Origin of the sequence: Krasilnikovia sp. M28-CT-15, assembly GCF_047159595.1 — a bacterium.
Taxonomy (GTDB): Bacteria; Actinomycetota; Actinomycetes; order Mycobacteriales; family Micromonosporaceae; genus Actinoplanes.
Map to the genome: position 1 here is coordinate 3,068,503 of NZ_BAAGAK010000001.1, position 23,443 is coordinate 3,091,945.

Below are 23,443 nucleotides of genomic sequence, written 5' to 3' on the forward strand. Positions count from 1 at the left end.
AGGGACCCTCGATGCACCTGTCATCCACGTCGCACATCGACACGTTCGCCCGCGACCACCTTCCGCCGTTCGACCAGTGGCCGCGGCTGGAGTTCACGACCGAGCGCCTGCGGTATCCGCAGCGTCTCAACGCGGCCACCGAGCTCCTCGACGTCGCGATCGCGACGTTCGGCGATCGGCCGGCGTTGCGCACCGACACGGGCGAGATGTGGACGTACGGCGAGCTCCGGCGGCGTGCCAACCAGGTGGCGCAGGTGCTCGTCGAGGACCTGGGGGTCCAACCGGGCAACCGGGTTCTGCTCCGGTCCCCCAACAACCCCTGGATGGTGGCCTGCTGGCTCGGGGTGCTGAAGGCCGGCGCCATCGCGGTCACGACGATGGCGGCGCTGCGCGCCCGAGATCTCGCCCCCGTGGTCGCCAAGGCGCGGCCGACGATCGCGCTCGTCGACCACCGCTGCACCGCGGAGGTGGAGGCGGTCCGCGACTCGGCCGCCAGCGGACTGGTGGTGGTGCCCTTCGGCGGTGCCCGCGACGACGACCTGACCGCTCGCTGTGCTACCAAGAGTGGCGAATTCACCGACGTCCAGACCGCCGCGGACGACGTCGCCCTGTTCGGCCCCACCTCGGGCAGCACCGGCGAACCCAAGATCACTACACATTTCCACCGCGACCTGCTGGCCATCGACGACACGTTCGGCCAGGAGGTTCTCCAGCTCACCGCGGACGACCTCGTCGCCTGTACGGCACCGCTCGGGTTCACCTTCGGGCTCGGTATGCTCGTCGTCTTCCCGTTCCGGGCGGGCGCCTGTGTGTTCCTCGTGGAGAGCGCGACGCCGACGCAGCTCGCCGATCTCGTCGCGGAGCACGGGATCACCGCGCTGGCGACCGCGCCGACGGCGTACCGGCAGATCCTGAAGGTCGGAAAGATCGAGAAGTTGCGCGGCCTCCGGGTCGCGGTGAGCGCGGGCGAACACATCCCGCACAGCGTCCGCCACGAAACCGAGGCCGCCATCGGGCTCAAAATCATCGACGGCATCGGCGCCACGGAACTGCTGCACATCTTCATCTCCGCGGCCGGAGACGACATCCGTCCCGGTGCGACCGGCAGGCCGGTACCCGGCTTCCGGGCGACGATCCTCGGGCCGTACGGCGAGGAACTGCCTCCGGGCGTCAAGGGCCGGCTGGCTGTCATCGGCCCGGTCGGCTGCCGTTATCTGGACGATGAACGCCAAGCCGGCTACGTCATCGACGGCTGGAACGTCACCGGTGACACGTTCTACACCGACGAGGACGGCTACTTCTACTACTGCTCGCGGACCGACGACATGATCGTCTCCTCGGGGTACAACATCGGCGGGCCGGAGGTCGAGTCGGCCGTCAACACCCACCCGGACGTGGCGGAGTCCGCGGTCGTCGCCAAACCCGACGCGGACCGGGGATCGATCGTGTGCGCCTTCGTCGTGCTGGTCGACGGCGTCGAGGGTGACGCGGCGAAGGCCAAGGAGATCCAGGACTACGTCAAGCAGCAGCTGGCGCCGTACAAGTATCCCCGCGAGGTCCGTTTCTGCGCGACGCTGCCGCGCAACGCCAGTGGCAAGCTGCAGCGCTACCTCCTGCGGCAGCACGTCGAACGAGAGCAGGAACCCGCGTGAGAATCGCCATTGCCGGGGGCGGCCCGGGAGGTCTCTACTTCGCCGCGTTGATGAAGCAGCTCGACCCGCGCCACGAGATCACCGTCTGGGAGCGCAACGCCCCCGACGACACGTTCGGCTTCGGCGTCGTCTTCTCCGACGAGACGCTGGGCGGTATCGGCAACGCCGACACGGTCATTCATGACGAGATGGCCCGCCTCTTCGCCCGCTGGACCGACATCGACATCGACATCGACGGGCACACCTTCACGGTCGGCGGGCAGGGTTTCGCCGCCATGAGCCGCAAGGATCTCCTGCGTCTGCTCCAGCACCGGGCCGCGGACCTCGGCGTGTCGGTCCACTACCGGACACCTGCGCCCGACGCCGACGAGCTGCGCACGTCGTACGACCTCGTGGTGGCCGCGGACGGCATCAACTCGATGATCCGGACCAAGTACGCGGACACGTTCGCACCGACGCTCGACCACCGGGCGAACAAGTACATCTGGCTCGGCACCGACCTGGTCTTCGAGGCGTTCCAGTTCGTCGTCAAACAGACGGAGTGGGGCACCATGCAGATCCACGGGTATCCGTACTCCGCGAGCGGATCGACCTTCATCGTCGAAATGCACTCCGACGTCTGGCGCCGCGCGGGATTCGACGCCACCGAGGGCGAGACGTTGCCGCCCGGGGCTTCCGACGAGCGTGCCGTAGAGAAGATCAAGGCGATCTTCGCCGCCGAGCTCGCCGGGCACGAGGTGCTGACCAACAATTCCCGATGGCTCAACTTCACGACCGTACGCAACCGGCGCTGGCACGACCGCAACGTCGTCCTCCTCGGCGACGCCGCGCACACCGCGCACTTCTCCATCGGATCGGGCACGAAGCTCGCGATGGAGGACGCCCTGGCGCTTGCGGCGTGCCTGCACGAGCAGCCGTCGCTCGCGGACGCGCTGCAGGCCTACGAGACCGAACGCAAGCCCGTGGTGGAATCCACCCAGCGCGCGGCGCAGGCCTCGCTCGAATGGTTCGAGAACATCGGGATGTACGTCGGTCAGGATCCCGCCCAGTTCTGCTTCAACCTGCTGACCCGTTCCCGGCGCATCACGTTCGAGAACCTCAAGGATCGCGACGCGGACTTCGCGCGCCGCATCGAGTCGGCATTCGCCGAGGCGACGGGGGCAACCGAGGCCGTGCCCGCGATGTTCCAGCCGGTCGACATCGGGACGCTGCGCCTGAAGAACCGGATCATCGTGTCGCCGATGGACATGTACTCGGCGGCCGACGGCGTTCCCGATGACTTCCACCTGGTGCACCTGGGCTCCAAGGCGCTCGGCGGCGCGGGGCTCGTCATGACCGAGATGGTCTGCGTGTCCGCGGAGGGCAGGATCACCCCCGGCTGCACCGGCCTCTGGAACGACGGGCAGCGCGACGCGTACCGCCGGATGACCGAGTTCGTGCACACGCGGACGACGGCGAAGATCGGCGTCCAGCTCGGCCACTCCGGGCGCAAAGGCTCCACCCGGCTCATGTGGGACGGCATGGACCAGCCGCTCGCCGAGGACAACTGGGAAGTGATCGGTCCGTCGGCAGTGCCGTACGGTCCGGGCTGCCACCTGCCCCGCGAGGCCGGCCGCGCCGACCTGGACAAGGTGGTGGCCGACTTCGCCGCCGCCGCGCGACGTGCCGTCGCCGCGGGCTTCGACCTGGTCGAGGTGCACGCCGCGCACGGCTACCTGCTGTCCTCGTTCCTCTCACCGGTGGCCAACAAGCGCACCGACGAGTACGGCGGCCCGCTGGTCAACCGGCTGCGGTTCCCCTTGGAGGTCTTCGACGCCGTCCGCGCCGCCGTGCCCGCCCAGATCCCGGTGACGGTGCGCATCTCGGCTACCGACTGGGTGCCCGACGGCAACACCGAGCACGACGCGGTCGAGATCGCCCGGGCCTTCGTGGCGCACGGGGCGGCGGCCATCGACGTCTCTTCCGGGCAGGTCACCGCGGCGGAACAGCCGGCGTACGGTCGCTCCTACCAGACCCCGTTCGCCGACCGGATCCGCCAGCTCGTCGCCGCGCCGGCGGGCGTGAAGGTGATCGCGGTGGGCGCCATCTCCTCCTTCGACGACGTGAACTCGATCCTGCTCGCGGGGCGGGCGGACCTGTGCGCGCTGGGCCGTGCCCACCTCCACGATCCGCAGTGGACGCTGCACGCCGCGGCGGACCAGGACTACCGCGGCGAGGGAGCCGGATGGCCGATCCAGTTCCGGGCCGGTAGCCGCAAGCCCCCGACGTCGCGAACCGACAAGATCCCCCCGCGCCTGGCGTTGCTGCGACACCAGTCCGACGAGCACGTTCATCTGCGCTGGACGCCACGGTGAGCGACGCGTCGCCGCCTTGCCCGGCACTTCCCGCGCGACGGGACCACCTCGCTGTCAGGAGCGCAAGGCGTCCGCCGGCTGCACGCGCGCTGCGGCGATCGCCGGGTACAGCCCTGCCAACAGGCCGGTGACCAGGCCGACGACCGGGCCGCCGCCGAGTACCAGCGGATCGAGGATGACGAGCCACGATTTTGCCAGGCAGGTGGCCGCGGTGACGTGCACCCCGGCGATCGTGCCCAGCACGCCGCCGATGACACCCAGGCCCGCGCTCTCCACGCAGAACTGCGCCGCGATGGCTCGCCGGGATGCGCCCACGGCACGGCGGAGCCCGATCTCGGCCCGGCGTTCGAGTACGGACACGTAGGAGACGTTGCTGACGCCGAGCGCCCCGATCACCAGAGAGACCAGAGCGAGACCGAGGAACAGGGCCTGGGTTTCGCGTTCGACGCCGGCGCGAAGGGACCGGAGGTCGGGCGGCACCAGCACGGCGAGTCGTTCCGGCGCCTGGGGCGCGATGGCGAACGGCACCTCGCGGGCGACCTGGTCTGCTGCCCCGAGTTGGGTTCGGACGATCATCTGCGAATCGGGGAACCGGAGTCCGGGCTGCCCGGCCGCGCTCCAGTACGGCAGGACGACCGCACCGGTGATGGCAGCCTTGCCGGGAGGCGGTTGATACACGCCCAGAACGGCGTAGGGTTCGCCCGCGACATAGACCATGGCGCCGGCCGCCGCTTGCGCCTGCCCGAAGAGCCTGGTCGCGGCGACGGAGTCGAGAAGAGCGACCCGGTCATGCCGGGTCTCATGGCCGGTGTCGAACGAACGGCCGTTGATCATGGTCGCCCCGGCGGCCGCCAGGCCGTCACTCTGAGCGGCCAGCACGGTCGCTTCGCTCCACGGCGTGTCGTCGTGCCGAATATTCGACACCGGTGGGTGACCGTCGGCTGTGGCCAGCAGGCCGGCGCTGCGGACGCCGTTGAGTTCGACGACCCTCGCACGCTGCTCCACGTCCGGCCGGGTGGTGTGTGCCGACGAGTCGAGCGTCGGATACTTGACGGTGACCTCGGTGGCGGTCAGCTCGTCGAACTTGGCGGTCACGGCCTGGGAGGCGCTGGCGGTGATGCCGAGCGTGGCTACGGCGGCGCAGATGCCGAATGCGATACCCAGGGCAGTCAGTGCTGCGCGGCCGCGCCGCCCGGCCATGGCCTGAAGGGCTTGGGCGAGGACGTCCCAGGCGGGTGTGACAGCGCGGCGAGGTCGTGAACGGTCAGCGGACGGCACCGTCCACCACCTCCACGACCCGATCGGCCTGGGCCGACACGGCGCCATCATGGGTGACCACGATGAGGGATCGTTCCGGGGTGACCAGCCGTCGGAGCAGGTCCATGACGTGCGCCGAGTTCTCCTGGTCGAGGTTTCCGGTCGGTTCGTCACACAGGATCACCGATGGTGAGTGCACGATGGCCCGGGCGACCGCGACGCGCTGCCGTTCCCCTCCGGACAGCGTCGTGGGCAGAGCGTCAAGCCGGTGCGCCAGGCCCACCTGGACGAGCGCATCGGTGGCGAGGCGGGATCGATCGCGGCGCGGCCATCCCTGGTGGGCCAGCGGCAGCATCACATTTCCCACGCAGCTCAGATGCGGTACGAGGTGGAAGGCCTGGAAGACGAACCCCAGCGTGACCGCACGCAAGGCGGTCAGCTCCCGCTCCCCGAGCTGGGAGGTGTCCGTACCGTCGAGCAGATACCGCCCGGAGGTCGGCACGTCCAACAGACCGAGGATGTTCAGCAGCGTCGACTTCCCGGCACCGGAGGGCCCGACGATGGCGGTCATCTCCCCACGCCGGATGTCGAGGTTCACGTCGCGCAGCGCTGACACCGCTACGTGTCCCGAGTACGTCTTGGCGACGTCGACCAGTCGCACCACGGCCTCACCCAAAGGAACCACCGTTGCGTGAGCCGATCATGACCCGTGCTCCCTGGGCGAGGGCGTCGGGCCCGGTTACCGCAGCGCGCCCGTCCACGACGAATTCGACAGTCACCGGCACCGGTGTCACACCTGCGGCTGACCTGACGCGGACCTCGACCTGTCCGCCGATCTTGGTCCACAGCGCCGACACGGGCACGACGACGGCCTCGGGCGGGCTGGTGCGCCGGATGACCCGGATCGCCACCGGACTGCCTTCCGTCAGGCCCTTCCCCGAGCCGGCGGGCACGGTGAAGGTCGCCCGGTACAGGGGCTCGTCCTGTTCGGATGACTTGGTCGGCTTGACCCCGGCAAGGCCGACCGCCTTGCCGGTGCCCTGACCTTCGCTGATCGACATGCGGGTGTCGGCCGGCAGACCGGTGAGCCGTGCGCGTTCATCCTCGTTGACGTCCGCGACCACCTGCCAGGTGCCTGAAGCAAGCGTCACGAGGGGCTGATCGCCCTTGTCGCCGACGGCAGCGTTGACCTCTACCACGGTCGCGGGCAGGGCAGGAAGGAACGCGACCTCGTTCATGGGTAGCAGCCCGCCGCGGACCACCGCGGTGGCGGCAGTGGAATCGCCGGCAGCGGACGAGGAGCCGGTGGCCGCGGGGGAGGGCTCCGCGCCGGCAGGGGCGGGATCGGCCGCAGGCACGGCATACCCGGCGGCCCCGTAGAGGCGGGCGACGCTCGCCGCGGTGGCTCGGTCGTAGGTGTCCTTGCCGGAGAGCCCCAGCGCGCGGCGGAGCTGGCGAACATCGGGCCCCTCGTCGCCGAGGTGCAGGTCACGATAGCTTGCGAAGGAGCCCTCCAGCGCGATGAGTGGCCGGCCCGAGACCACGGCGATCAGCTGCCGGTTGTGCACCCGGCCGCCGAGTTTCACGGGCAGATCCGTGACGACGGACCGGCCCGTGGAAGCGGCCGGCCCCTCCACGGTGACCTGCGCCCGGCGGCCGAGCCTGCCTTCAACGGTGAAGCTGTCGGACAGCGGTCCTTCCTCCACGACCGCGGTCAGCTCGGATGCCGGAGGCGGCGCGGCTTCCGCAGCCCGCTGGGCGGGCGTGCGCGCCTGGGAGGCGACCGCCCAGACGGAAAGGGTGGCCGTGACGACGGCAACGGCGGTCGCCGCCGTCACGATGGCTGCCTTACGGCGTCGCCCGGTCATGCCTTCAACAGCTCCTGCCCCTTCTGCAACGCCTTACGGACCAGCGCGTCCCACGCAACCATGTCCGCCTCATGCGCGACGAGTGACTTGGTCGCGCCCTTGCTGCGAGCGGCGGCGTAGGCCTGGTTGAGCCCGGACGACTTCGCGCATGCGGCGTCGGCTCCGGCGATCTTGATCTCGGCGGCCACCGCGGCGTCCAGGGCGCGGGTGTCAGCCTGATCGATGCCCTCGTAGAGCCGTCGCGCCTTGTCCCTCATGTCCTTGGTCGACTGGATGCCCGAGTAGCCGGCCTTCTCGATGCATTCGCGCCACTGTCCGGCGGCCTTCACGAAGCCGGGGTCGTCCTCGGCTCCCGCGGACCGGCCCTGGCCGACCAGGTTGTCTGCGGTGAACGACAACCGCAGGTACTCCTTGAGATCGCCGAACAGGCGGGTGCGGACGTCGCCGAGGCAGCCGTGGTGGGGGATTTCGACCTTGGTGCCGTCCGACGTGGTGAACGAGATCAGGTCATCGTCGGCGCCGTACTTGGCTCGCGTGAGCCTGGCCTTGTAGGAGTCGGGCGTCTGCTCGTAGGAGGAGCCGTCCGACGGCGTCGCGGGCTTGGGCAGGCCACGGGGGTCCAGGCCGTAACCGGCGCGAGCAGCGTCGCCCGGTTCCGGCGAAACCAGTCGCGGGCCCTCCTGCGGCTCGTCGGAGGCGGGCGGTTCTGCGGGAAAGACATCGAACCCTTGGTCCGTCAAGCATTTCCGAACGAGCCGGTTCTCGATGGCCTGGACGTCTTTGTACTGTTCTTGCGAAGAATCCCACGCCATTTGCGCGCGAACGGCAGACGCCTCCGCGTCGGGGGTGGGCTTGTCGGCGCCGCACCCGCCGATGCCGAACAACAGCGCTGCGGCGACACACAGCGATCGACGTCCGATTACCATCACTGGTCTCCCTTGCTGTATTACTGCATTTGGTCCGGCCAGATGTCCCGCCGTGACAGGATGGTGCCGCGGAAGGACACCCGACCGAACCTTCCATGCGCTGCCGGTTAGATGGTCGTTTCAGCGATGCTAGAAATGAGTAGCCGCCGTGACTTTCACCGGCGATGCACTAGGTCGGCGCATGGCATTGAAAGCCTGACGTGACCTGTAAACAGGGCGGTCAGCTGCAGTTGCTCCAGGCGTGCTCGGCACCACGGTCGTTCGCGGCGGAGCTGTAGGAGATCGAGGCGCCGGGCTTGAGGTGGATGGTGTTGGTGGTGATCCAGCCGGCGTCGCACACGTAGGCGTCCCGCGTGTAGCGGTTCTTCCACGAACTGTCGGCGCGGTAGATGGAGCTGGCGTACGTGTACCAGTCGTTGTTGGTCTTGTTGAACCGGTACATCGTGTTGGCCGTGCTGTAGTTCGCGTCCTTGTAAACGCAGAAGTAGCCGTCGTAGCAGGTCCGGTCAACGGCGAGCGCCGGGGTGGCGGTCAGCAGGGTTGCAGCGGTGGCGAGCGCACCCGCGAACGCAGCGATTCGTGTCTTCCTCATCGATTCCTCTATGTGATAGGGGGGACCTGCCGGTGCCGCACGCGTTCAGTTGATCGATTGCAATCGAACTTCAGTACCTGCGGCGCGCGGCTGACATTCTTTGTTGCCGCCCGACAGGTTTCGAGCGCGTCACGCTAACGGCGCAGGTATCGGGAGGCAACCGCCGCGAACGCGCTTCCCGGCCGATGAGCACCCGTCGAGTCACTTTGAATCACTGCAGGCCACCACAGCCCCACGGCTGTCGGATAACTCACAAAGGTCCGGAAATCTCAGGGAAGCTGAACGTCATCGGGCCTTCTCTGTGCGTGACAACGCGGGCGCCCGGGCGACCTCACGGACCGCTGGCCGGACGCCCCTCCGCCCTTCCCAGTCACGCACAAAAAGGGAAAGGCATTCCGTGCGTATTCATGCGGTCATTCGTCGAGCCGGAGACCGCCGACGACGGCGAGCAGGAGCGCCTCGGCGAGCCGGTCGCGGTAGCTGAGCACGTCCGCCGACGGCGGCCCGCCGGAACTGCCCAGCAGGATGTCGACGTACACGACGTTGTGCCCCACGAGTACCCGCTCCGACAGCACGGTCGACACCGCAACCAGTGAGCGGACCCGCCCGGTGACGGTGAAGTCCGAGCGGTACGCCGGATACGGCACGGCCGGGGTCGCCCCCCACACGTACGCCCCCTCCATCACGCCGGTGTCGGTCCCTGGCGACGGGATGGTGAGATGCGCACACCGGGCGATCATCTCCTGCTCGGGCCGGAAGTCGCGGATCGGCGTCACGTACGACGTGATGCCGAGGGTGACCGTCACCTCCGGGTGCGGGCCCAGCGACATCGTGTACTTCTGCGCGACGTCCACCGCCCGGGGCCGCGCCCGCTCTGTCTCTGCCTGGCGGATGAGCACCGCGCGACAGGTCTCCGGCCGTACGTGCGGGATCGTGCCGCCAGCGCCACCGGAATCCGTCTCGACGCGCCGATGCCCGACCGGCAGCAGCCGGTCGGCGGCGGCGAACGCCGCGGTGGCCGCGGCGTCGGTGAGCAGGCGGCCCGGGTCACCGCCGCCGGTCTCGAGGGCGGGTGCGGCCGGCGCGGATGGGATCGCGAAAGCGGCGCCCGGGTCGCGGTCGAGCGCGGCCAGGTAGTCCGACCAGTCGTGCGGGCCGACGGCCAGCGGTGGCAGGACGCCGCCCACCAACGTCACGCTGAAGAGCCCGATGAGCACACCCGTGGACATCGCGGCGGCGCGGCCGGTCGCCGGACGGTCCGCCCGCCGCCGATGCCGGTCCGCGAGTCGCACGCCGGCCAGCAGGGCAGGCAACGTCAGGACGGCCGCGACGAAGAGCTGCCACAGCGGCCAGCCGACCGCGCCGAGCAGCACGCCGATGCTGCGCCCGCGGCCGCCGGCGGCGGCGATCCCGAACAACACCGTGCCGGCCACCGCCGCGGCGACGAACCCACCAGCCAGTGCGTCGGGGACCGCGGGCACCACCGGGCGGGGCGACTGCGCCCCACCTCGGCGACCGGACAACAGCACGGCCAGGACCACCCACCCGGCGAAGGCGCAGATCATGGACCGCTGACTCATCAGGACGAACAGCAGGTCGTCGGAGTGCGCCGAGTCGATCCGGAGTTGCCAGGTCAGTCCGGCGGCGATTCCGCCGGTGACCGCCGCGACACCGATCACCCGCACCGTGACCGGCGCGGCCACGGCACGGCGGCGAAGCGCGGCGAGTCCACAGCCGACCAGGACGAGCAGCGGGGCCCACCGCCACTCCCACAGTCCGGCGCCCATCAGCATGGTCCGGATGTGCCCTGCGTCGCCGTCCTGCAGGTATCCGGCAAGGACCCAGATGGACGCGGTGAACGCGGCGGTCCACGCGGCCGCGCCGGTGAGGACCGCGATCACCGCCCCGCGGGCCGCGTTCGCCGATGCGGCGAGCCCCGCGGTCAGGATCGCGACACCGGCCGCGACCACGCCCACGGTGCCGGTACCGAGCGTGAGATGGCCGGCGAACTGGGCATGCCAGAGCCCGGGGGAGGTCCTGGTCGCCTGCCCAGGAACCTGGATCAGGAAGCCCGCGAGCATGCCGAGCACCGTGCCGGCCACCGGGCCCGACCAGGTCGGCGCGCCGCCCGCCGCCGTGGCCTGTCGCGTCCGGCGCCACCACGCCGGGACGATCACACCCGCCCACAGCAGACTCCCCGCGGCCGTCGCGAGGTTCAGTGGCAGCCGGGCGTCCCATGCCAGGCCCGGGACCGCCAGGACGGTGAACATGGTCTGCACCGTCAACATCGCCAGTAGTGCCGTGACGGCACTGACGGCGAACCCGCCTTCCCACCGGTCCGGTGAGGGCGGGTCGGCTGCGGCCCGCACCGCCGGCGGCGGGTGCACCTGCCGTACTCGCCGGAGCCGCTCCGCCAGGCGGTGGGTGGGCCGGGCCCGGCCAGCGTGCGCCGAGGCGTCCACGTCCGGTCCGCCGAGCGCTGCGCGCAATGCGCCGGGATCGCCGAGGACCTCCCGCGCGTAGCGGTCCGCCGCGAACTCGCGTCGGCGCAGCAATGCCGCCCGCAGGCCGAGCACGATCACCGACAGCGCAACCGCCAGCATGAACGAGGGCAGGTATTCGACGAGCAGCCCGTCTCGCTGCCGGGGCCACCGCACCAGCGGGCTCAGCGCCGCCAGCAGTACCGGCACGCTCAGCCAGCCGGTCCACCACACCGCCGCGGCCCAGGACACGTCTCGGGACCGTACGTGGGCGAGCTCGTGCAGCACCAGGACGTCGAACCGGGCAGGCTCCAGATAGGCGTGGCCCAAAGGCAGCACGACTCTTGGTGCCGCGAAAGGCAAGCCGGTGGTGAACGCCTGCCGCCCGGACGCGTACGGTGCGAGGAGAACGAGCCGGGGCCGCCGCCGGCCGGTGAGACCGAGCAGGTCGCACCAGGACGCGAAGCGTTCCGCGGCCCACCCTGCCGCGGCGGTGCGCGCCGGGGGAACCGCACCGCGCGACAGCCGCCACCGCGCCAGCACCGCGCCGCCGATCATCAGCAGCATGGCGGCCACGGGCAGCAGGACGCCACCGGCCAGCATGAACAGGCTTTGATCGCGGGCGTTCGGCGCGATGCAGGTGCCTATCCGCTCTCGGATCTCCGGACTCCGCTGCCACGGCGAATCGAGTCGCTGCAGGGCCGTCCAATCGATCCCCTGCTCGCTCAGGCAGCGGACCGCGGCAGCCGGGTGCCGCGCGCTGTACGCGTCGCGCATCGCTGCCGCGGCGCCGCCACCCAGCAGCACCAGCGCGACCGCTACCAGTGCATACATCGATGCAAGGCGGCGTGGCGGTGCAACCGCCGGTGAACCGGTGACCGCGGACGACGGCCGCGGGCCTGCGGCCGTGCTACTCATCGACGTGGTTCGGCCCGGACGTTTGCGGCGCCTTCCCCGGTCCGGCATCCGCCAACGCTCGGCACAGGGCGCCGTGTACGGCGTCGGCCAGCATCGTCGCCTCAGCCTCGCTGAGCCCGAGCGTCGTGCCGTGCCGCACGCACGCCGACCGCAGGGCTTCCACCTGGTCCACATCGAACGCCACACGCGTGCGTGAGACAGCATCCGTGTTGCGTCGGCGCCGTGGCCACCACCCGCGCCGGAACCACTGGCGCCGGTAACGCCACGCGGTGACCGTCGCGGCGCCCAGCACCTCCGCCGAGGCGCCGAGCAGGATCGGGCCCACCACCTCGGCGAGCAACACCGGTTCGATCCCGGACCCGACCGATCCGCCGGTCCCGCCGGGCCACCGGCGCGCGGCCCCGGTCTCCCACTGCGCCGTGGCCGCCGTGAACAGGTCGATCTGGTCCGGCGCGGCGGTGGCCACCGCTGCGCGCGCCAGATCTCCCAACTCGACGGTCACCGCCGCGCCGGTGGTGGAACGCGAGCGACCATTCGACCCGTGCGCTGCGCGTTCAGTCACATGATCTCCTCGTGACGGACCGATGCCAGTGCGTACAGGATAGACGGACGCCTCCCGGCCGTTCGCCCCCTCGCGTGACGGATTGATGACGTTGCGTCGAGTTGTTCGCGGCGATCCGCCGGGGCTTTCCTGAAGGCCGGTCGGTCCCGGGTCTATGGCGATGACGCACCGAGTCAGGCGCGGACGTTGTCCTCGGCGTGGCCGAGGCGATGAACGTACTGGTCCGCGCAGGACTGGCGCGGACAATTGTGGCGCTCGTCCACTCGGTACTCGACGCCCGCCAAGGGGCCCGGTAGCCGATGCCGGATCCGGGTAACCGGAAGGCCGGGGAACAAGAGATCGATCTCACGATCGGGCCGGATTTCTTTGCGGCTCCGCGATTTCCGCGGTTACGTTCGCCGCGTCCGCCAATGCGGGCCCCGTGGGCGGTAACGCCGAATCCAAGCCGCCGCTCCTCGGGCATTCCTCAACCAGGCCTGGAGCGGGGGACCCACAAGTTCCTCGGCGCGCTACCGCGCGCCTCGGGGTGAAGCCGCACACGCGGCCGGGCGCCTCAGCCCGAACCCGACAGCTGACCTCGTAGGCGCGGAGGTTCTCTGTCATGGCACAGTTCCGAAAGCCCGCCCGCCTGGCGCTGGGCGTGATCGCTGCCGGTGTCACCGGCACCGTGGCCCTGCTCGGCCCGGCCGCCCCGGCGTCGGCGTCCAGCGTCAACTGGGACGCCATCGCGCAATGCGAGTCCGGTGGCAGGTGGCACATCAACACCGGCAACGGCTACTACGGCGGGCTGCAGTTCAGCCGCCGTACCTGGACCGGACACGGCGGTGCGAAGTACGCCCGGACGGCCGACAAGGCATCCCGGACGCAGCAGATCGCGGTCGCCGAGCGGGTGCTGCGCACCCAGGGCATCGGCGCGTGGCCGGTGTGCGGCGCCAAGGCCGGCTCGACGAAGCACCATCGGGCCGCCGCGCACAAGGCTCGCAAGACGCACCGCGCACACCACGCCCATCGGGCCCACAAGAGCCGGGCCGGCCAGCGGGTGCACATCGTCCGCGCCGGCGAGACGCTGGCGTCGATCGCCGAGCGGCACCACATCAAGGGCGGCTGGCGCACGCTGTTCCGGCTGAACCGGGGCGTTCTGGGCGGCAACCCGCACCTGATCCGGCCGGGCCAGCACCTGGCCCTGTGACCGTGGACGGCCGCCCCCCGGTGCATCCGGCTGGGGCGGCCGTCACGTCACGGTAGGGATCCCGTGACACGAGTCGTCGCCCGGGCTTCGACCTGGACGAGGTCGATGAGGAGGTGTCCGCCGGGTTCAGCGCGCGGACCCGTCCTCGAGGAGCCGCTTCAGCGACGGCAGCAAGGTATCGAGGTCGACGGAGGTCTTGAACGCCACGATGGTGGCGCCTCCGTCGGGACTGTCGTGCCGCTCGGCGGGGGCCGGGAAGAGCCGCAGGACCTCGCGCATCGCGTCGTCCACTTCGGTCACCGGATCCGCGGATTCGCCGCGCAGCCACCGGCGCAGGACGTGGTTGTGTGCCGCGGCGACGGAGGCCGCCATGAGTTCGGCCCGCAGTGACGCCGACTCGGTCGGGTCGCCCATCCAGTCCGCGATGAATTCGCGGAACAGGCGCTGGTAGCGGGCCACGCTGGCGATCTCCCGGTCGCGCAGGGCGGGCACCTTGCTGGTCAGGGCGTACCGCCGGCGCGCGATGTCGCCTTCGTCGATGTAGTGCAGCAGCACCAGCCGAACGGCGTCCGAGACGGCGATCAGGGCCGTGCTGTGGTTCGAGGTGGCCAGCCGGTCCCGGATCAGCGCGAGTAGCCGGTCGTGGTCCGGGAAGATGACCTCTTCCTTTGACCGGTAGTTCCGGAAAAACGTCGTACGTCCCACGCCGGCCCGTTCGGCGATGTCGTCGATGGTGGTCTGCTCGTATCCGCGTTCGTCGAACAGTGCGAAGGCGGCATCGCCGAGTCGGACGCGCGTGGATGGCTTGCTCATGAGCGCCCATTCTTCCTTGTTGTCGGCTCCGGGGGACCTCTTGTCCTGCGCGCCGGTACCCAGTACCGTCACCACGATACTGGGTACCGGGAGGTTGGTATGGAATCCACAGCGACGACCGAGTCCGGTCTGCCGATCTCGCCGGTCTGCGACAGCCGGGCGCTGGCGGGCTTCGACGCCGAAGCCAAGCTGGGCGCGCCGGGGCGCTTCCCGTTCACGCGGGGTGTCTATCCGTCGATGTACACCGGCCGGCCCTGGACGATGCGGCAGTACGCGGGGTTCGGCACCGCCAGTGAGTCCAACGAGCGTTACCACCAGCTGGTCGGTGCGGGAACGGGCGGCCTGAGCGTGGCGTTCGACCTGCCGACGCAGATGGGGTACGACTCCGACGACCCGATCGCCCGTGGCGAGGTCGGCAAGGTCGGCGTGGCGATCGACTCGATCGACGACATGCGCACGCTGTTCCGCGGCCTGCCCCTGGACAGGGTGTCGACCTCCATGACGATCAACGCCCCGGCCGCCCCGCTGCTGCTGCTGTACGAGCTCGTCGCGGCCGAGCAGGGCGTCCCGGGCACCAAGCTGACCGGCACGATCCAGAACGACGTCCTCAAGGAGTACATCGCGCGCGGGACCTACATCTTCCCGCCGACGGAATCGTTGCGGCTGATCAGCGACATCTTCGCCTACTGCCACCGGGAACTGCCGCGCTGGAACACCATCTCCATCTCCGGCTATCACATGGCCGAGGCGGGAGCCACGCCCGCGCAGGAGGTCGCGTTCACCCTCGCCAACGCCAAGGAGTACGTCCGGACCGCGATCGCCGCCGGGTTGGATGTCGACGACTTCGCGCCGCGGCTGTCCTTCTTCTTCGTCGCCCGCACCACCGTGCTGGAAGAGGTCGCCAAGTTCCGCGCCGCGCGCCGGATCTGGGCCCGGATCATGCGCGACGAGTTCGGCGCCAAGGACCCCAGGTCGCAGATGCTGCGCTTCCACACCCAGACCGCCGGCGTGCAGCTGACCGCCCAGCAGCCTGAGGTCAATCTCGTCCGGGTGGCCTTGCAGGGCCTGGGCGCGGTGCTGGGCGGCACCCAGTCCCTGCACACCAACTCGTACGACGAGGCGATCGCGCTGCCCACCCAGAAGGCGGCCCGCCTGGCCCTGCGCACCCAGCAGGTCATCGCGTATGAGACGGACCTGACCAAGATCGTGGACCCGTTCGCGGGGTCGTACGTCATGGAGTCGATGACCGACGACCTGGAAGCGGCGGCTCTGGAACTCATTCGGGCGGTCGAGGACCGCGGCGGCGCCGTCGCCGCGATCGAACAGGGCTTCCAGAAGTCGGAGATCGAGAACTCCGCCTACCGCATCGCGCAGCAGATCGACAACGGCGAGCGGACCGTGGTCGGCGTCAACCAGTACGTCTCGGAGTCCGAGGAAGTCTACGAGCCGCTCCGCGTCGATCCGGGAATCGAGATCGATCAGCGCGAACGCCTCGCCGTCCTGCGCGCGGAACGCGACAACGGAGCCGTCGAGCGGGCGTTGGACGCGTTGCGCACCGCCGCCCGCAGCACGTCGGAGAATGTCCTGCCGCCGATGCGCGAGGCCCTGCGCCTGCGCGCCACCGTCGGCGAGGTTTCCCATGCCCTGCGCGACGTCTGGGGCGTGCACGTCCCCCATGACGTCTTCTGAGCACCGAGAGACCCGGGTGGACACCATGGCCGACACCGACATCACCACCACCGCCGGCAAGCTCGCGGATCTGCAGCGTCGTGCCGAGCAGGCGGCACACGCCGGTTCGGAACGGGCGGTGGCAAAGCAACACGCCACGGGCAAGTTGACGGCCCGCGAGCGGATCGATCTCCTGCTGGACGAGGGCTCGTTCGTTCAGCTCGACGAGTTCGCCCGGCATCGCACGACACAGTTCGGCCTTGCCGCCAACCGGCCCTACGGCGACGGCGTCGTCACCGGCTACGGCAGCGTCGACGGGCGGCCGGTGGCGGTCTTCTCACAGGACTTCACGGTGTTCGGCGGCGCGCTGGGCGAGGTCCATGGGCAGAAGATCGCCAAGGTCATGGATTTCGCGCTCAAGACGGGCTGCCCGGTGATCGGGATCAACGACTCCGGTGGCGCCCGCATCCAGGAGGGCGTGGCCGCGCTCGGCGCGTACGGGGAGATCTTCCGCCGTAACACGCACGCGAGCGGTGTCATCCCGCAGATCTCCCTGATCGTCGGCCCGTGCGCGGGTGGTGCCGTCTACTCCCCGGCCATCACGGACTTCACCGTCATGGTCGAGCAGACCTCACACATGTTCATCACCGGCCCGGACGTCATCAGGACCGTCACCGGCGAGGACGTCGGCTTCGAGGAGCTCGGCGGCGCGCGCACCCACAACGCGGTGTCGGGCGTGGCCCACTACCTGGCAGGCGACGAGAAGGACGCCATCGACTACGTCCGGCAGCTGCTGTCGTATCTGCCGTCGAACAATCTCAGCGAGCCGCCCACCTTCGGCGAGGAGGCGGACACGTCGGTGACCGACGCCGACCGTGCGCTGGACACCATCATCCCGGACAGCGCGAACCAGCCCTACGACATGCGCACCGTCATCGAGCACGTGCTGGACGACGCGGACTTCCTCGAGACCCAACCGCTGTTCGCGCCGAACATCGTGACCGGTTTCGGCCGGGTGGAGGGCCGGCCGGTCGGCATCGTCGCCAACCAGCCGTTGCAGTTCGCCGGCTGTCTCGACATCGACGCCAGCGAGAAGGCCGCCAGGTTCGTGCGCACCTGCGACGCGTTCAACCTGCCGGTGCTGACGTTCGTGGACGTCCCGGGCTTCCTGCCCGGCGTCGGCCAGGAGCACGGCGGCATCATCCGGCGCGGGGCGAAACTGATCTATGCGTACGCCGAAGCGACCGTGCCACTGATCACGGTGATCACCCGCAAGGCCTTCGGCGGCGCCTACGACGTGATGGGTTCCAAGCATCTCGGTGCCGACCTCAACCTGGCCTGGCCGACCGCGCAGATCGCCGTCATGGGTGCACAGGGCGCGGTCAGCGTCCTGCACCGCCGCACGCTCGCCGAGGACGAGTCGCAGCGCGCCCGGCTGATCCAGGAATACGAGGACACCTTGCTCAACCCGTACGTGGCGGCCGAACGCGGCTATCTCGACGCGGTGATCATGCCCGCGGACACCCGGCGCCACATCGTGCACGGACTGCGTCAGCTGCGCACCAAACGGGAGAGCCTGCCCCCGAAGAAGCACGGCAACATCCCCCTGTAGACCCGGGAACCGACATGACGATCGACGTGGTGCGAGGTGACCCGAGCGCCGAGGAACTGGCCGCCGTGGTGGTGCTGCTGTGCGCCACCGCCGCTGCGGGCCCGGCCGAGGGGCGCCCGCAGACCAGCGTCTGGGCCGCGCCTCACCGCCTGGTGCGCACACCGCACGCCTACGGCCGCGTCGGCTGGCGCACCTCGTCCCTGCCCCAATGAACCCGATCGGAGAGTCCGTGAACAGCACACCACCCCGCGTACGGATAGTGATCGCCAAGCCGGGCCTCGACGGCCACGACCGTGGCGCGAAGGTGATCGCGCGGGCCCTGCGCGACGCGGGCCACGAGGTCATCTACACGGGTCTGCACCAGACCCCCGAGCAGATCGTCGCCACCGTCCTCGCCGAGGACGCCGGGGTACTGGGGCTCTCCATCCTCTCGGGAGCCCACCTGACCATCGTCGAGCGGGTCACCCACCTGTTGGCGCAGGCGGGCGCGGATGATGTCCGCATTCTGGTCGGCGGCATCATCCCGGACGCCGACATCGCCGCCCTCGAGGCCATGGGCGTCGACTCCACGTTCACCCCGGGCGCGGACCTGGGCCACATCGTCGCCGCTGTCGGTGGGCGGCCCGGGACCACGATGGACCTGGCGGAGGTGCCATGTTGAGGAAGGTGCTCATCGCCAACCGCGGTGAAATCGCGGTCCGGGTGGCCCGGGCCTGCCGGGACGCGGGGATCGCGAGCGTGGCCGTCTACGCCGACCCGGACCGTGACGCGCTGCACGTCCGTGCCGCGGACGAGGCGTTCGCGCTCGGCGGTGACACGCCGGCCGGCAGCTACCTCGACTTCGACAAGATCCTGGGCGCCGCCCGCGCGTCGGGCGCCGACGCCATCCACCCCGGATACGGGTTCCTCTCCGAGAACGCCGACTTCGCCCAGGCCGTCCTCGACGCGGGTCTGATCTGGATCGGGCCACCACCGCAGGCCATCCGCGACCTGGGCGACAAGGTCGCCGCCCGGCACATCGCCCAGCGGGCGGGCGCTCCCCTGGTCGCCGGCACCCCGGACCCGGTGGCAGGCAGCGCCGAGGTCGTCGCGTTCGCCGAGGAACACGGCCTGCCCGTCGCCATCAAGGCCGCCTTCGGCGGCGGCGGGCGTGGCCTCAAGGTCGCCCGTACCCTGCAGGAGATTCCCGACCTGTACGAGTCGGCCGTCCGCGAAGCGGTCGCCGCCTTCGGCCGGGGCGAGTGTTTCGTCGAGCGCTACCTCGACAAGCCCCGGCACGTCGAGACCCAGTGCCTCGCCGACCGCCACGGCAACGTCGCCGTCATCTCCACCCGCGACTGCTCCCTGCAACGGCGCCACCAGAAACTGGTCGAGGAGGCGCCCGCGCCGTTCCTGTCCGAGGCGCAGGTCGCCGAGCTGTATGCGGCGTCCAAGGCCATCCTCACCGAGGCCGGATACGTCGGCGCCGGCACCGTGGAGTTCCTGGTCGGCAACGACGGCACGATCTCCTTCCTGGAGGTCAACACCCGGCTGCAGGTGGAACACCCGGTCACCGAGGAGGTCTCCGGCATCGACCTGGTCCGCGAGATGTTCCGGATCGCCGACGGCGAGGAACTCGGCTACACCGACCCGCCGTTGCGGGGTCACTCGTTCGAATTCCGCATCAACGGGGAGGACCCGGGACGCAATTTCCTGCCCGCCCCCGGCAGGATCACCCGCTTCGAGCCGCCGACCGGGCCCGGCGTCCGTCTCGACACCGGAGTCGAAGCCGGCAGCGTGATCGGTCCTGCCTGGGACTCGCTCCTGGCCAAGCTCATCGTCACCGGCGCCACCCGCGAGCAGGCTCTGCAGCGCTCGGCACGTGCGCTGGCGGAGCTGAACATCGAGGGCATGGCGACCGCGGTCCCGTTCCACCGGGCCGTGGTCACCGACCGCGCCTTCGCACCCGAACTGTTCGGCGCCGCAGGGCCGTTCACCGTCCACACCCGGTGGATCGAAACCGAGTTCGTCAACGACATCCCACCATTCCCGGCGACTCCCGCCGGGGAGGCGGAGGCGGACCACCCCCGAGAGACCATCGTGGTCGAGGTCGGTGGCAAGCGGCTGGAGGTCCGGATCCCCTCGGATCTGGGTACGTCGCGGGCCCGCAGCGGACCGGTGGCCGACGCCAGACGCCCGCGCCGGGCGGCGACGAAGTCCACGCCGACCACCTCCGGCGACACCCTGGCCGCACCGATGCAGGGCACCATCGTCACGGTCGCCGTCGAAGAAGGCCAAGAGGTCAAGGAAGGCGACCTGGTGGTGGTGCTGGAGGCGATGAAGATGGAGCAGCCGCTGACCGCGCACCGCTCCGGCACGGTCACCGGGCTCTGCGCCGCGATCGGTGCCGCGGTCACTGCCGGGACGACGATCTGCGAAATCAGATCCTGATGAAGGCCGCACCGCACTGCGTCGTCCGGAGTGCCGGGACGCCCCGTGCCCGCCCCGGCCGGCACAGGATCCGTTGGTGGGGTCCTGCCGCGAGGCGGGGCCGGGCCGAACGCTCGACCTGGCAGTCTGATGCGGTGACGAAGCGGCAGACGATCGATGACTACCTCGACGGCTTCGACGGCCACGCCCGGGAGATGCTCGCGCAACTGCACACGCTGGCCCGTGCGGCCGTGCCGGATGCGAGTGAGGCCATCAAGTGGGGCCACCCCGCCTGGGTGCACCCGTCCGGAACGATCCTGTTCGTGATCAGCGGCCACGCGAAGCACGCGAACTTCACGTTTACCCCCAGCACCCGCGCAGCGTTCGACACCGAACTCAGCGATGTGGCAACCGGCAAGGGCGCGGTCAGGCTCCCGTACGGCCGCCCGGTGCCGGTGGACCTCCTGCGCCGCATGATCGCGTACCGTGTCCGGGAACATGAGGACGACGGCGTGCTGTGGATGTGACGTTCACCGGGTCACGTGCTCACTCGCCGGTGGCTCCGTCGAGGCCGGGCCCGAAACAGCGGTCCGGCCTTGTGGCCGGTGCGCTGCGGGTATCTTCACGTGGTGACGCTGCGCACCCGGGGCACGGATGACGCGCCACCCGGGCGCGCGGCCGGTGGGGCCGGCGCCTGGCGGCCACTCGGCGTGATGATCGGATCCGGCGGGCGCCGACCGGTCGCGCCATCTGCTCAGCGCTGTGCCGCGCCCGGTCGACGATGGTGGTGAGCGAGACGGACAAGATGGTGCGCGGCCGCGGTTCGGTCATCAGCTTTCGCCCGCGATGGATGTGGGGCTGGGTCACGCGACTCCTGGCGACGCGTGCGTTCAGCGCCCGCATGGACCTGTCTGACCTGTCCCGGCTGCCGGACTCCGTGCTGTGGCCGTTGCACCGCGACGGCCTGGATCCGGTCGCGGAGCTGTCACGGCACCGCGAGCAGGAGCCGGTCAGCCGGCTGCCGCTGCCGTTCGGGGTGCGGGCCTGGCTGGTCACCGGCCATGACGAGGTCAAGGCGGTCCTCAGCGACGTCGGCGCGTTCAGCAACGACTTCGCCAACTTCGCCGGTAGCACCGGGATCGGTGCGCGTCATGATCCCGGCGGGCTGGGTTTCGCGGACCCGCCGGTGCACACCCGGCTGCGTCGCCTGCTCGCTCCGGAATTCACGATGCGGCGGCTGCGTCGCCTCACACCGCGCATCCAGGCCATTGTCGACGAAGTACTCGACGCGATCGAGCCCGGCGACGCGCCGGTGGACCTGTGGCGAGCGTTTGCTCTGCCGATACCGTCGCTGACGATCTGCGAGCTGCTCGGAGTTCCGTACGACGAACGCGAGCAGTTCCAACGGCTGGCCACCGCCCGATTCGACCTGACCGGTGCCACCGGCGGCTCGCTGGCCGCGATCAGCGAGTCGCTGTCCTACCTGAGCGACCTGGTCGACCGGCAGCGCCGCGCGCCCGGCGACGGGCTGCTCGGCATGCTGATCCGCGAGCACGGCGACGCCGTCGACGACCGGGAACTCACCGGGCTGGCCGACGGCGTACTCACCGGAGGGCTGGAGACCACCGCGAGCATGCTCGCGCTCGGCGCGCTGGTCATCGCCCGCGAGCCGCGCCTGAAACGCCTTCTCACCGACACCCACCCCGACGACGGCGTCATCGGCGGTGGTCAGGCGACCGCTCAATTCGTCGAGGAACTGCTGCGGTACCTGAGCGTGGTGCAGGTGGCGTTCCCCCGGTGTGCCGTCCGCGACTTCCAGCTCGGCGGTGTGCGTATCGTCGCCGGCGACCTGGTGGCGTGCTCGCTGAGCGCCGCCAACCGCGCCGGCGTCTTCGGTGCCGACCCGGAGGTCCTGGACCCGACCCGACCCGCCCACCCGCACCTGGCGTTCGGCCACGGTGCTCACCGCTGTATCGGCGCTGAGCTGGCCCGCATGGAACTGCACGTGGCCTATCCGGCGTTGGTCCGTCGGTTCCCCCGCTTGCGCCTGGCTGTCGATCCCGGACAGCTGCAGTTTCGGGACGCTTCCATCGTCTTCGGGTTGCAGGCGCTGCCCGTACTGGTGACCTGACTCCGGCCGCCACCGCGGAGTCACGGCACCACATTGTGTGCGGGCCGGCCGACGCTGGGGTTTCTGGACCAGTACTCATCCATCGACATGCGCGGCGGGCCGCAGGCGGAACGCCGCGGCCAGCAGCTCATAGGTCTGCATGCGCTCGGCGAGCTCCGGGAGCAGCGTGTTGACCATGATCTCGTCGACGCCGAACCTGTCGGCCAATCCCGTGAGCTGGCTGCAAACCTCGTTGGGGTCGCCCACGACGATCGCCCGACGATTCTGCTCGGCACGCGCGCATTCCGCGGCGCTCCACCGGTGCTGCGCGGCCTGACCCGAACGCGGAAGCGGCTCCTGCGCACCCAGGTCCTTGCGGCTGCGCCAGAGCAGGTAGTCCGCGGCCTGCGCCTGCGCGCGGTCGGTGGTCATCGCCACGAAGACGCGCACCGCGAGGATCAGCGGCGCCGCGCTGTTCACGGCCCGGACACCGGCCAGCGCCGGGCCGCTCGCCCCAGGGTTGAGGAAATGACCGGCGCAGTAGCCGATGCGGTGCTGCCCGGCCAGCTCCGCCGCGGTGGTCCCGCTGCCCAGCAGCCAGAGGCCGGGCCCGGTGCCGCACCCACGAGTCCGCCGCAGCAGGGCGAGGCTGCGGCGGAGCAGTTCCACCTTCTCCGGGAACGTGTACGCCGGGCCGCCGGCCCGGCCGAGGCCGAGGTCGACCCGGCCCGGGTGGAGATCGGCGAGCAGGTGGAACGTCTCGGCGACCTGGACGGGGTCGTGGCGGGGCAGCAACACGCCCCCCGTGCCGATCCGCAGATGCCGGGTGTGCTGCAGCAGCACGGCGGCCTGTACGGCGGGTGACGTGCCGGCGAAGCTCGCGCTGCCGTGATGTTCGGCCACCCAGTACCGGCGATACCCCAGTGGATCGACGGCACTGGCCAGCCGAACCGTGTCGCGGACCGCCTGGGCCGCGTCCGCGCCGTCCGTGACGGGGGACTGGTCCAGGACGGAGAGGGAGAGGGTCACGGTC

Annotated in this window: 19 protein-coding genes and 1 riboswitch; of the genes, 10 read left to right on the forward strand and 9 right to left on the reverse strand. The window is 70.3% G+C overall.

Annotation, left to right across the window (positions count from 1 at the left end; translation table 11 throughout):
- Positions 1–11: 11 nt before the first annotated feature.
- Positions 12–1,652, forward strand: a complete 1,641-nt coding sequence (locus ACMCNO_RS14330) for an AMP-binding protein (RefSeq protein ID WP_412749913.1) — start codon at positions 12–14, stop codon at positions 1,650–1,652.
- Positions 1,649–4,006, forward strand: a complete 2,358-nt coding sequence (locus ACMCNO_RS14335) for a bifunctional salicylyl-CoA 5-hydroxylase/oxidoreductase (RefSeq protein ID WP_412749914.1) — start codon at positions 1,649–1,651, stop codon at positions 4,004–4,006. The genes ACMCNO_RS14330 and ACMCNO_RS14335 overlap by 4 nt, the downstream gene beginning before the upstream one ends.
- 54 nt (positions 4,007–4,060) lie before the next feature.
- Here the strand turns inward: ACMCNO_RS14335 and ACMCNO_RS14340 are convergent, their stop codons facing one another.
- The 7 genes from ACMCNO_RS14340 to ACMCNO_RS14370 all read right to left on the reverse strand — a co-directional run bounded on the left by ACMCNO_RS14340 (position 4,061) and on the right by ACMCNO_RS14370 (position 12,609).
- Positions 4,061–5,206: an ABC transporter permease gene (locus ACMCNO_RS14340; protein ID WP_412749915.1), complete on the reverse strand. Its 1,146-nt coding sequence runs from the start codon at positions 5,204–5,206 to the stop codon at positions 4,061–4,063.
- Between the two features lie 64 nt (positions 5,207–5,270).
- Positions 5,271–5,927, reverse strand: coding sequence for an ABC transporter ATP-binding protein (locus ACMCNO_RS14345; RefSeq protein WP_412749916.1), 657 nt, complete (start codon positions 5,925–5,927; stop codon positions 5,271–5,273).
- 4 nt (positions 5,928–5,931) lie between these two features.
- The gene (locus ACMCNO_RS14350) at positions 5,932–7,101 is read right to left on the reverse strand and encodes a hypothetical protein (protein ID WP_412749917.1); all 1,170 of its coding nucleotides are present in this window, start codon (positions 7,099–7,101) and stop codon (positions 5,932–5,934) included.
- 26 nt (positions 7,102–7,127) lie between these two features.
- Positions 7,128–8,057 (reverse strand): hypothetical protein, encoded by a 930-nt coding sequence (locus tag ACMCNO_RS14355; RefSeq protein ID WP_412749918.1) that lies wholly within the window; start codon positions 8,055–8,057, stop codon positions 7,128–7,130.
- Positions 8,058–8,277: 220 nt separating this feature from the next.
- Positions 8,278–8,649, reverse strand: coding sequence for a peptidase inhibitor family I36 protein (locus ACMCNO_RS14360; protein WP_412749919.1), 372 nt, complete (start codon positions 8,647–8,649; stop codon positions 8,278–8,280).
- A 413-nt stretch (positions 8,650–9,062) separates the two neighbouring features.
- Positions 9,063–11,963 (reverse strand): M48 family metallopeptidase, encoded by a 2,901-nt coding sequence (locus ACMCNO_RS14365; RefSeq protein ID WP_412749920.1) that lies wholly within the window; start codon positions 11,961–11,963, stop codon positions 9,063–9,065.
- A gap of 76 nt (positions 11,964–12,039) precedes the next feature.
- Positions 12,040–12,609, reverse strand: a complete 570-nt coding sequence (locus tag ACMCNO_RS14370) for a hypothetical protein (protein WP_412749921.1) — start codon at positions 12,607–12,609, stop codon at positions 12,040–12,042.
- A gap of 422 nt (positions 12,610–13,031) precedes the next feature.
- Positions 13,032–13,205: riboswitch (cyclic di-AMP (ydaO/yuaA leader) on the forward strand.
- A 5-nt stretch (positions 13,206–13,210) separates the two neighbouring features.
- On the opposite strand from ACMCNO_RS14370, the gene ACMCNO_RS14375 reads away from it, so the two are divergent.
- The gene (locus ACMCNO_RS14375) at positions 13,211–13,798 is read left to right on the forward strand and encodes a transglycosylase family protein (protein ID WP_412749922.1); all 588 of its coding nucleotides are present in this window, start codon (positions 13,211–13,213) and stop codon (positions 13,796–13,798) included.
- Between the two features lie 126 nt (positions 13,799–13,924).
- Here the strand turns inward: ACMCNO_RS14375 and ACMCNO_RS14380 are convergent, their stop codons facing one another.
- Positions 13,925–14,611 carry a TetR/AcrR family transcriptional regulator gene (locus tag ACMCNO_RS14380; protein ID WP_412749923.1) on the reverse strand — a complete coding sequence of 229 codons (687 nt, stop codon included), beginning with the start codon at positions 14,609–14,611 and terminating at the stop codon, positions 13,925–13,927.
- Positions 14,612–14,710: 99 nt separating this feature from the next.
- Here ACMCNO_RS14380 and ACMCNO_RS14385 point away from each other — a divergent pair, with 99 nt between their 5' ends.
- The 7 genes from ACMCNO_RS14385 to ACMCNO_RS14415 all read left to right on the forward strand — a co-directional run bounded on the left by ACMCNO_RS14385 (position 14,711) and on the right by ACMCNO_RS14415 (position 22,431).
- A complete protein-coding gene (locus ACMCNO_RS14385) occupies positions 14,711–16,300 on the forward strand; it encodes a methylmalonyl-CoA mutase (protein WP_412749924.1) in 1,590 nt (529 codons plus the stop codon).
- A 25-nt stretch (positions 16,301–16,325) separates the two neighbouring features.
- On the forward strand, positions 16,326–17,891 hold the full coding sequence (locus ACMCNO_RS14390) for an acyl-CoA carboxylase subunit beta (RefSeq protein ID WP_412749925.1): 1,566 nt from the start codon (positions 16,326–16,328) through the stop codon (positions 17,889–17,891).
- 14 nt (positions 17,892–17,905) lie between these two features.
- Positions 17,906–18,103, forward strand: a complete 198-nt coding sequence (locus ACMCNO_RS14395; protein WP_412749926.1) for an acyl-CoA carboxylase subunit epsilon — start codon at positions 17,906–17,908, stop codon at positions 18,101–18,103.
- A 17-nt stretch (positions 18,104–18,120) separates the two neighbouring features.
- The gene (locus tag ACMCNO_RS14400; protein ID WP_412749927.1) at positions 18,121–18,552 is read left to right on the forward strand and encodes a cobalamin B12-binding domain-containing protein; all 432 of its coding nucleotides are present in this window, start codon (positions 18,121–18,123) and stop codon (positions 18,550–18,552) included.
- On the forward strand, positions 18,549–20,321 hold the full coding sequence (locus tag ACMCNO_RS14405) for an acetyl/propionyl/methylcrotonyl-CoA carboxylase subunit alpha (protein ID WP_412753702.1): 1,773 nt from the start codon (positions 18,549–18,551) through the stop codon (positions 20,319–20,321). Before ACMCNO_RS14400 ends, ACMCNO_RS14405 begins: the two co-directional genes overlap by 4 nt.
- A 134-nt stretch (positions 20,322–20,455) precedes the next feature.
- Complete coding sequence (locus tag ACMCNO_RS14410; protein ID WP_412749928.1) at positions 20,456–20,827, forward strand: iron chaperone; 372 nt, start codon at positions 20,456–20,458, stop codon at positions 20,825–20,827.
- 374 nt (positions 20,828–21,201) lie between these two features.
- Positions 21,202–22,431 carry a cytochrome P450 gene (locus tag ACMCNO_RS14415; RefSeq protein WP_412749929.1) on the forward strand — a complete coding sequence of 410 codons (1,230 nt, stop codon included), beginning with the start codon at positions 21,202–21,204 and terminating at the stop codon, positions 22,429–22,431.
- A gap of 75 nt (positions 22,432–22,506) precedes the next feature.
- On the opposite strand, the gene ACMCNO_RS14420 is transcribed toward ACMCNO_RS14415, so the two are convergent.
- The gene (locus ACMCNO_RS14420) at positions 22,507–23,439 is read right to left on the reverse strand and encodes an MsnO8 family LLM class oxidoreductase (protein ID WP_412749930.1); all 933 of its coding nucleotides are present in this window, start codon (positions 23,437–23,439) and stop codon (positions 22,507–22,509) included.
- Positions 23,440–23,443 lie beyond the last annotated feature (4 nt).

Bases quoted from the DNA above. Each gene is read 5' to 3' on its own strand.
- ACMCNO_RS14395 (WP_412749926.1), top strand. From the start codon at position 17,906: ATGACGATCGACGTGGTGCGAGGTGACCCGAGCGCCGAGGAACTGGCC.
- ACMCNO_RS14355 (WP_412749918.1), bottom strand. From the start codon at position 8,057: ATGGTAATCGGACGTCGATCGCTGTGTGTCGCCGCAGCGCTGTTGTTC.
- ACMCNO_RS14415 (WP_412749929.1), top strand. From the start codon at position 21,202: ATGGACCTGTCTGACCTGTCCCGGCTGCCGGACTCCGTGCTGTGGCCG.
- ACMCNO_RS14365 (WP_412749920.1), bottom strand. From the start codon at position 11,963: ATGTATGCACTGGTAGCGGTCGCGCTGGTGCTGCTGGGTGGCGGCGCC.
- ACMCNO_RS14375 (WP_412749922.1), top strand. From the start codon at position 13,211: ATGGCACAGTTCCGAAAGCCCGCCCGCCTGGCGCTGGGCGTGATCGCT.
- ACMCNO_RS14385 (WP_412749924.1), top strand. From the start codon at position 14,711: ATGGAATCCACAGCGACGACCGAGTCCGGTCTGCCGATCTCGCCGGTC.
- ACMCNO_RS14340 (WP_412749915.1), bottom strand. From the start codon at position 5,206: ATGGCCGGGCGGCGCGGCCGCGCAGCACTGACTGCCCTGGGTATCGCA.
- ACMCNO_RS14330 (WP_412749913.1), top strand. From the start codon at position 12: ATGCACCTGTCATCCACGTCGCACATCGACACGTTCGCCCGCGACCAC.
- ACMCNO_RS14380 (WP_412749923.1), bottom strand. From the start codon at position 14,611: ATGAGCAAGCCATCCACGCGCGTCCGACTCGGCGATGCCGCCTTCGCA.
- ACMCNO_RS14360 (WP_412749919.1), bottom strand. From the start codon at position 8,649: ATGAGGAAGACACGAATCGCTGCGTTCGCGGGTGCGCTCGCCACCGCT.
- ACMCNO_RS14390 (WP_412749925.1), top strand. From the start codon at position 16,326: ATGGCCGACACCGACATCACCACCACCGCCGGCAAGCTCGCGGATCTG.